This is a genomic window from Kitasatospora sp. NPDC091257 (assembly GCF_044757675.1).
GTDB lineage: Bacteria > Actinomycetota > Actinomycetes > Streptomycetales > Streptomycetaceae > Kitasatospora > Kitasatospora lactacystinica.
In genome coordinates this window covers 1-8,624 of sequence record NZ_JBIVVI010000258.1, presented here as the reverse complement: position 1 = coordinate 8,624, position 8,624 = coordinate 1, and the positions used below count along the sequence as shown (strand labels likewise).

General features: G+C 69.2%; 8 protein-coding genes and 1 tRNA gene. 1 reads left to right on the top strand and 8 read right to left on the bottom strand.

What is annotated here, in order from left to right:
- Both ACIQOV_RS14800 and ACIQOV_RS14795 read right to left on the bottom strand, forming a co-directional pair.
- On the bottom strand, positions 1-753 hold a 753-nt coding region (locus ACIQOV_RS14800; RefSeq protein ID WP_401048621.1), incomplete at its 3' end, for a helix-turn-helix domain-containing protein.
- A gap of 119 nt (positions 754-872) precedes the next feature.
- A tRNA-Leu gene (locus ACIQOV_RS14795) sits at positions 873-947 on the bottom strand.
- 66 nt (positions 948-1,013) lie between these two features.
- On the opposite strand from ACIQOV_RS14795, the gene ACIQOV_RS14790 reads away from it, so the two are divergent.
- Positions 1,014-1,700: an ANTAR domain-containing response regulator gene (locus ACIQOV_RS14790; protein ID WP_401048619.1), complete on the top strand. Its 687-nt coding sequence runs from the start codon at positions 1,014-1,016 to the stop codon at positions 1,698-1,700.
- Positions 1,701-1,759: 59 nt separating this feature from the next.
- On the opposite strand, the gene ACIQOV_RS14785 is transcribed toward ACIQOV_RS14790, so the two are convergent.
- From ACIQOV_RS14785 to ACIQOV_RS14760, 6 genes are all read right to left on the bottom strand, one after another.
- Positions 1,760-2,476 (bottom strand): ABC transporter ATP-binding protein, encoded by a 717-nt coding sequence (locus ACIQOV_RS14785; protein ID WP_401048617.1) that lies wholly within the window; start codon positions 2,474-2,476, stop codon positions 1,760-1,762.
- A complete protein-coding gene (locus ACIQOV_RS14780; protein WP_380546903.1) occupies positions 2,473-3,294 on the bottom strand; it encodes an ABC transporter ATP-binding protein in 822 nt (273 codons plus the stop codon). The genes ACIQOV_RS14785 and ACIQOV_RS14780 overlap by 4 nt, the downstream gene beginning before the upstream one ends.
- Before the next feature lie 8 nt (positions 3,295-3,302).
- Complete coding sequence (locus ACIQOV_RS14775) at positions 3,303-5,234, bottom strand: branched-chain amino acid ABC transporter permease (protein ID WP_401048623.1); 1,932 nt, start codon at positions 5,232-5,234, stop codon at positions 3,303-3,305.
- A 5-nt stretch (positions 5,235-5,239) separates the two neighbouring features.
- Positions 5,240-6,169, bottom strand: a complete 930-nt coding sequence (locus ACIQOV_RS14770; RefSeq protein ID WP_359819021.1) for a branched-chain amino acid ABC transporter permease — start codon at positions 6,167-6,169, stop codon at positions 5,240-5,242.
- A 131-nt stretch (positions 6,170-6,300) separates the two neighbouring features.
- Entirely contained in the window at positions 6,301-7,527 is a 1,227-nt protein-coding gene (locus ACIQOV_RS14765; RefSeq protein ID WP_401048614.1) for a branched-chain amino acid ABC transporter substrate-binding protein, read from the bottom strand.
- Positions 7,528-8,139: 612 nt separating this feature from the next.
- The gene (locus ACIQOV_RS14760) at positions 8,140-8,571 is read right to left on the bottom strand and encodes a PaaI family thioesterase (protein ID WP_188296758.1); all 432 of its coding nucleotides are present in this window, start codon (positions 8,569-8,571) and stop codon (positions 8,140-8,142) included.
- Positions 8,572-8,624: the final 53 nt, after the last annotated feature.

Below are 8,624 nucleotides of genomic sequence, written 5' to 3'. Positions count from 1 at the left end.
GGCGACGGAGTCCTTGCGGGCGACGGAGATGTTGACCTGGCCGGTGGGGCGGGGGATCGAGGCCTTCCACTGGACGCCGACGGCGTCGAGGGTGGTGGTGAAGAGGCCGATGATGTCGGTCGAGGTGTTGGTGAAGAAGTAACGCGGGTACTCGTAACGGCGGACCACGCCGTCGACCGTTTTGGTGGCCCAGTTGGTGATGCGGCAGCCGTCGGAGTGGATCAGGCCGCGCAGGAACTCCCAGGGGTGGGCGTCGACGATCTCCTGCTGCCAGGGTTCCAGGGCTATCGTGCGCTCGTGCTTCTTGCCGGGGCCGTGTTGGGGGAAGTAGCACGGCAGGTGCTTCGAGTACATCTTGACGTTGTGGCTGCCGGGCCGCCGAACGCGGCAAGGGGTGAGAGCGGGGAAGACCTGCCTCATGGCCGTCTCGACCGCGTCCATGATTCCTGGCCACTTGTCGTCACAGGTTATGAAGAGGCTCGCTGTCCGATGCTGCTTCGGGTGGCTGATATGACCGTCGCCCAGGTAGAGCCCGAGCAGGTACGAGTACGCCGGGCGATTCAGGTCGCTGCCGTCGCAGTGCATGCAGGTGGAGCGTTTGCGGCCCGGGAGTCTGCCGTGCTTGGCGAGATCCTGGTGCCTCCACCAGGAGACCGTGCCGACAGGGATTCCGAGCCGCCGGGCAGTCTCGGCGGTGCCCGCACCGAGGCGGAGGAAGTGAACGGCCTGTTCGCGCACAGAGGGTTCGTGCATGCGGCCGAGTGTGCGCCATGTGCACGCGACGGTCCGGTGAATGCCCGAAACGCCACTCGAACCGGTGAAGATCACCAGCAACTGTCCAGTTGCTGGATACCTTCGATTCGAAGGGAAAGTGCCCCGAGTGGGATTCGAACCCACACTGTATGGTGTTTGAGACCATCGCCTGCTGCCGATTGGGCTATCGGGGCCTACGAATCGAAGCCCGCAGGCCCGATCCGGTAACTCAAACATACCGTGTCTGGGTACCCTCGTGCATGCAGTACCCCGCCGGAACTAGGAGCCCCGTGAGCACCGCCGACGAGCAGGCGCAGCCGCTTGAGACCGATACGCCCCAGATCACCCGGATTGTGATCGCCGAGGACGAGGCGCTGATCCGCCTCGACCTCAAGGAGATGCTCGAGGAGGAGGGGTACACCGTCGTCGGTGAGGCCGGTGACGGGGAGACGGCGGTGCGGCTGGTGGAGGAGCTGAAGCCGGATCTGGCGATCTTCGATGTGAAGATGCCGGTGCTGGACGGGCTCTCCGCGGCCGAGCAGATCCACGACAAGCACCTGGCGCCGGTCCTGATGCTGACGGCGTTCTCGCAGCGGGAGCTGGTGGACCGGGCGCGGGACGCCGGGGCGATGGCGTACATCGTCAAGCCGTTCTCGAAGTCGGACCTGGTGCCGGCGATCGAGATGGCGGTCTCCCGGTACGCCGAGATGCGGGCGCTGGAGAAGGAGATCGGGGACCTCAGCCAGCGGCTGGAGACCCGGAAGCTGGTGGACCGGGCGAAGGGCGTGCTGCAGACCAAGTTCGGGCTGAACGAGCCGGCCGCCTTCCGGTGGATCCAGAAGACCTCGATGGACCGCCGGATGACGATGGCCGCGGTGGCCGAGGCGGTCATCGAGGAGGGCGAGGCCCAGGACCGCAAGAAGGCGGACGAGGCCAAGGGCGAGTAACAGGTACGGGAAGGGCCCGGCAGAACGTTTCTGCCGGGCCCTTCGACGTGTGTACGGGCTCAGTCCTCGCCGAGGTAGGCCTTGCGGACGGACTCGTCGTGCAGGAGGTCGGGCCCGGTCCCGGAGAGGACGATGCGGCCGGTCTCCATGACGTACCCCCGGTCGGAGAGCGAGAGCGCCGCCTGGGCGTTCTGCTCGACCAGGAGGATGGTCGTGCCGGAGGACTTCAGCTCCACGATGGTGGACATGATCTTCTGCATCATCAGCGGCGAGAGCCCCATCGAGGGTTCGTCCAGCATCAGCAGCTTGGGCCGGGACATCAGCGCCCGTCCCATCGCGAGCATCTGCTGTTCGCCGCCGGAGAGCGTGCCGGCGGCCTGGCGCCGGCGTTCGCCGAGGATCGGGAACAGGCCGTAGGCCCGTTCGACGTCGGCGGTGATGCCGGCGGCGTCGGTGCGCAGGAAGGCGCCGAGGAGGAGGTTCTCCTCGATGGTCATCCGGGGGAAGATGTGCCGTCCCTCGGGGGAGTGGGCGAGGCCGAGGGCGACGATCTTGTGCGCGGGGACGGTCGAGAGGTCCTGGCCGTCGAAGGTGATCCGTCCGGCGGTGGGCTTGAGCAGGCCGGACAGGGTGCGCAGGGTGGTGGTCTTGCCCGCGCCGTTGGTGCCGATGAGGGTGGTGACCTCGCCCTGTTCGGCGGTGAAGCCGATGCCCTTGACGGCCTCGATCTTGCCGTAGGCGACGCGGAGGTCCTCGACCTCGAGGAGTGCGGTCACTGGTCGGTCTCCGTAACGTTCTCCGGAACAGCCGGGGTGGTGCCTTCGAGCGGGGCGCCCAGGTAGGCGGTGATGACGCGTTCGTCGTTCTGGACGGTCTCGCGGTCGCCCTCGACGATCTTCTGGCCCTGGACGAGTACCGCGGTGCGGTCGCAGAGGTTGAAGATGAAGCGCATGTCGTGCTCGATGACGAGGACGGAGACGCCCTTGTCGCGGATCGCGAAGACGAGTTCCTCGGCGGCCCGGGTCTCCTGGGGGTTCATGCCGGCGGTGGGTTCGTCGAGCAGCAGCAGGCCGGGTTCGGAGGCGAGGGCGCGGGCGATCTCCAGCTTGCGCTGCTCGCCGTAGGGGAGGTTGCGGGCGAGGTGGTCGGCCTTCTCGGCGAGGCCGGTGAACTGCAGGAGTTCCATGGCCTTCTCGCGGCTCTCGGCCTCGGCACGGTGGTAGCCGGGGCCGCGCAGGATGGCGGAGAAGATGCCTTCCCTGGTGCGGGTGTGCCGGCCGACCAGGACGTTCTCCAGGACGGTCATGTTGGCGAACAGCCGGATGTTCTGGAAGGTGCGGGCGATGCCGGCCTGGGTGACCAGGTGGGGCTTGGGCGGCAGCAGGGTGTCGCGGAAGCGGACGGCGCCCTCGGTGGGGACGTACAGGCCGGTGAGGCAGTTGAAGAAGGTGGTCTTGCCGGCGCCGTTGGGGCCGATGAGACCGATGATCTCGCCTTCGCCGACGGTCAGGGAGACGTCGTTGACGGCGGTGAGGCCGCCGAAGCGCATGGTGACGCCGGTGACTTCGAGCAGGGGTGCGGCGGTGGTGGTCATCGGGTCGGTCACGCCCCTGCCTTGGTGAGTGCGGTCGGCTCGCCGGTGGCCTGGGCCGGGAGGGCGGCCTCGTGGAACTCCAGCTGCCGGCGCCGGTTGGGGATGAGGCCTTCGGGGCGCACCCGCATCAGGACGATGAGGGCGGCGCCGAAGGCGAGGAGCTGGTAGTCGGCGAGGAATTCGAGCTTCTTGGGGATGAGGAAGAGCAGGGTGGCGCCGGCCAGCGGGCCGCTGATGGTGCCCATGCCGCCGAGGATGACCGCGGCGAGCAGGAAGGCGGAGTTCGGCGGGAGGGCTTCGGCGAAGGTGTACTGGTCGGGGGTGACGGTGTAGCTGACGTGGGCCTGGACGGTGCCGGCCAGGCCGGCCAGCAGGGCGCCGAGGGCGAAGGCGAGCAGCTTGAGCCGGAAGCCGTTGATGCCCATGGCCTCGGCGGCGGTCTCGTCCTCGCGGATGGCGACCCAGGCGCGGCCGATGCGGGAGTCGCCGACCCGGGCGAAGACCAGCACGACGACGGCGGTGACGAGCAGCATCAGCAGGTAGTAGTTGGAGAAGCGGCCGAGTTCGACGCCGAGGACGGTGTGCGGCTTGCCGAGGTCGAAGCCGAGGATCTCCAGGTCGGGGATGCGCGGGATGCCGTTGGAGCCGTTGGTGACCTTGGGGCCGGTGGTGCCGTTGAGGTTGAGCATGGTGATGCGGAAGATCTCGCCGAACCCGAGGGTGACGATGGCGAGGTAGTCGCCGCGCAGCCGCAGGGTGGGGGCGCCGATCAGGACGCCGAAGATCATCGAGACGACGGCGCCGGTGAGCATCGCGGCCCAGAACGGGAACTGGACGTGGATGGGCGAGGCGGGGGAGCCGGAGACCAGGGCGGCGGCGTAGGCGCCGACGCCGAGGAAGGCGACGTACCCGAGGTCGAGCAGGCCGGCCAGGCCGACGACGATGTTGAGGCCGAGGGCGACGGTGGCGAAGATCAGGATGTTGGTGGCGACCGAGGTGTACTGGTCGCTGGTCTGGGTGAACGGGAAGCCGGCGGCGGCGGCGAAGGCGGCGCCGGTGGTGACCGGGCGGTGCTTGACGGTCAGCGCGCGCAGCCGGGCGAGCAGGCCGGACTTGGCCAGGGCGGGGACGGCGAGGGCGACGAACAGCAGGTAGCCGGTGAAGAGTTCGCCGTACTCGGTGTCGATGCCGAAGGTGATCGCGAACAGTCCGGTGCCGAAGGCGAGGACGATCAGCAGCACCTCGACCCAGGAGGGGAGCGCCCGCGCTGCGGCCAGCGGGCGGTCGATCCGGCCCAGCCGCAGTGCGCTGTTGGCGAGGTGGCCGAGCTGGAGCAGCAGGACGGCGCCGGCGGCGATGGCGAGGCCGCCGGCGAGGGCGGTCAGGACCGGGGCGACCGGCTTGTCCGTGGGGACGGCGTGGGCGCCGAACCAGGCGGCGGGGGCGACCGGGACGAGCAGGAAGAGACGCTTGTCGAGGATCCGCAGCGGGACGGCGGTGCGGCGGTCGAGCGGCAGGGCGAGGGCGCCGAGGACGGAGATCAGGCCGCCCGCGGCGAGCACCCAGCCGCCGGGTTCGAGGTTGGCGAGGCCGCCGAGTTCGGCGGAGACGGCGGCGACCGCGTAGACGGCGACGGCGAGGGCGCCGGTGGCGGCGAACAGGACGGCGTTGTTGCTGCGGGTGGGGGCGGCCCAGCGCAGTCCGGGGACGCCCTGGGCGGCGAGCAGCAGGACGAGGGTGAGCAGCCCGGCGGCGAGGGCGAGCCACTGGAGGCCGGCCGGGGAGCCGTAGTACGTGAGGTCGCCGGGGAAGTCGGAGGTCCAGGTCCAGGACATGGCGGCGGAGGCGGCGGTGGCGAGGGCGCCGAGTGCGGTGACGGCGGCGGCGGCGCGGGCCGGCAGCGGGATGACCGGGGTGGTTTCGGTGCGGGTGGTGGTCATGGTGGTCACGCCCTGTCCGCGACGCGCTCGCCGAGCAGGCCCTGGGGCCGGATCAGGAGCACGAGGATGAGGAGTACGAACGCCCAGACGTCCTTCCAGGCGCCGCCTCCGAAGAGGTGCATGCCGGGCAGGTGCTGGATGTACCCGGTGGCGAGGGCTTCGGCGAGGCCGAGGGCGAGGCCGCCGAGCATGGCGCCGTAGATGTTGCCGATGCCGCCGAGGACGGCGGCGGTGAAGGCCTTGAGGCCGAGGATGAAGCCCATCCGGAAGTCGACCTGGCCGCTGCGCAGCCCGTAGGCGACGGCGGCGACGGCGGCGAACGCGGCGCCGATGGCGAAGGCCATGACGATGATGCGGTCGGTGTCGATGCCCATCAGCTTGGCGGTGTCCGGGTCCTGGCTGGTGGCCTGCATGGCGCGTCCGGAGCGGGTGCGGGTGACGAACCAGCCGAGGGCGAGCATGCACAGCGGGGCGGCGATGATCAGGAAGAGGTCGCTGCGCTGGATGGTGACGGAGCCGAGGCTGAACGGGTCGCCGGGGAGCTTGGGGAAGACCCGGGCCTTCTTGGCGTCCGGGTAGAAGGAGAAGACGAGTTGCTGGAGGAAGATGGACAGCCCGATCGCGGTGATCAGCGGGGCCAGTCGGGGGGCGTTGCGCAGGGGGCGGTAGGCGAAGCGCTCGGCGGCGACGGCGGTGAGGGTGGAGACCAGGATGCCGGCGATCAGCATGAGCGGCAGGGCCAGCCACAGGGTGGTGCCGCCGGGGAGGGCGAGGTAGGCGGTCAGGGCGCCGAAGCCGCCGACCATGACGATCTCGCCGTGGGCGAAGTTGATGAGCTGGACGATGCCGTAGACCATCGTGTAGCCGATCGCGACGAGTCCGTAGAGGGCGCCGAGGATCAGGCCGTTGGCCAGCTGCTGCGGTAGGTCGTGCACCGCTGGGCCTCCGTAGTGCGTTCGGGGGTGTCCGCGTGGGTGGTGGATGTGGGTGCGCGCGGGGGCACTCGTGGCGCCCCCGCGCGCGGTGGTGGTGAAGTGGCGCTGGTGGTGCTGGTGGTGACTGGGCGTCAGCCCTTGAAGGTGCCGGACTTCTCCACGGCCCACTTGCCGTCCTTGACGGTGTAGACGGTGAGCTGCTTGTTGGTGGTGTCGCCGAACTCGTCGAAGGAGACCTTGCCGGTCACGCCGTCGAAGCTGACCTTCTGGACGGCGTCGCGGACGGCCTTGCGGTCGGGGACCTTGCCGTTGTTGTCCTTCACGGCCTGCTTGACGCCCTGGATGATGGCCCAGGCGCTGTCGTAGGAGTAGCCGCCGTAGGTCTCGTAGGCGTCCTTGTAGCCGGCGGTCTTGTAGTCGGCGATGAACTTCTTGGCGGTGTCGAGGGATTCGACGGGCAGGCCGACGGCGGTGGCGTAGTCGCCCTGGCTCTTGGGGTTGAGCTTGATGAAGTCGCCGCTCTGGATGCCGTCGCCGCCCATCAGCGGGATGTTGACGCCGGCCTCCTTGAGCTGGAGGGAGAGCGGGCCGGCCGCGGGGTACTCGCCGCCGTAGTAGACGGCCTCGGCGCCGGAGCTCCTGACCTTGGTGACGATGGCGGCGAAGTCGCGGTCGTCGGGGTTGACGTGCTCCTCGCCGACGAGCTGGCCGCCGAGCTTGGTGAACTCGCCCTTGAAGGTGCCGGCCAGGCCCGCGCCGTAGGTCTTCTGGTCGTCGATCAGGAAGACCTTGGTCTTCTTGGCGTCGTTGTAGAGGAACTGGGCGGCGAAGGGGCCCTGGACGGCGTCGGTGGTGGCGGTGCGGAAGTAGGACGTGAACGGGCGCTTCTTCTCGCCGCTGGCCCACTTCTCGCCCTGGCTGAGGGCGACGCCGGTGTTGGCGGGGGAGACCTCGGCCAGGCCGGCGTCGTCGAAGATCTGCTGCATCGACTGGGCCACGCTGGAGTTGAGCGGGCCGACGACGCCGAGGACCTTGGAGTCGCCGACGAGCTGGGTGGCGTTCTGCTGGCCGGGGGCGGGCTTGCCGGTGTCGTCCAGGGCCTTGATCTCGAACTTGACGCCGGGGACCTCGTTGGCCTCGTTGGCCTTCTTGATCGCGAGGTCGACGGAGTTGCGGATGCCGAGGCCGAGGGCGGAGAGGTCGCCGGTGAGCGGGGCGTCGACGCCGATGACGACGGTGGTGGAGCCGGAGTTGGAGGTGCCGCCGTCGGCCTTCTTCTCTCCGCGGGAGCCGCAGGCGCTGAGGCTGAGGGCGCCGATCACGGCAATGCTCACGACAACTGCTGAACGATGACGCACGAGGGTCCCCTTCGGTTCAGGAGGCGCCCGCGCCTGAATGGCGGGAGCCGGAGTGCGCGGAGGGCCTGGCCCAATCGAATGGCGCGGTGACTGGCCGTGACTCTAGATGCCGTTGGGCGGCTCGGGCAGTGCTGGGAGCAGGCTGTGATTCTCTTGTTATGAGCACACGGAGCATTTGTCTCACGATGTGGTCGTTCTGGCTCGATCGACCCCGCGATGCCAGGCGTTTACGCGCTGGTAGGGCGATGTAAGGCCCAGAAATGAGGGTTGCAGCTGGCAGGACCGATAATCGGACACCTGTGTCCGATGCCCTGCTTTCGGCCTTGAGCGTCCGGATTTCGGACAAGGAGGGTGCGACCGGATGATCCCGGGGCGCCCGCGGGCCTCGGAACCGGCAATTGATCGGATTTCCTACTTGTTACGCAGCGTTACAGGGGCGGGTTTGCACCGACCGCGCCCGGACATGTGAAGGCCCCCTTGTCCAGACCAACGCCTGCCCAGGGTGGCGGAAGGTCAAACAAGGGGGCGGAAAAGGGACTTGATGTTGTCCGGAGTGAACTCGCGGTTCCGGTAGGGACGTTGTCGGGCGGGAGGGCGCGGTCGGAGCCGCCGTCAGAGGTCGCGCAGCATGCAGGTCAGCCGGCAGCTGGTGATCCGCCGGCCGGTGTCGTCGGTGATCGCGATCTCGTAGGTGGCCGCGGTGCGGCCCTTGAACACGGCCGTCGCCACCCCGGTCACCAGCCCGGAGGTGGCCGAGCGGTGGTGGGTCGCGTTGAGGTCCACACCGACCGCGTACCGGCCGGGACCGGCGTGCAGCATCGCCCCGATCGAGCCCAGCGTCTCGGCCAGCGCCGCCGACGCGCCGCCGTGCAGCAGCCCGTACGGCTGCTGGTTGCCCTCCACCGGCATGGTGCCGACCACGCGGTCGCCGGAGGCCTCGACGATCCGGATGCCGAGCTTCTCGCCGAGGTGGCCGCCCGAGAAGGTCTCCGGGTTCACGCCGAGCTTGGCGAAGTGGTCCAGCACGTCCTGCGGGACGTTCAGGACGGGGGCGGTGTCGGGAGTGGTGTCGGGGGCGCTGCCGGGGACGTCGAGGG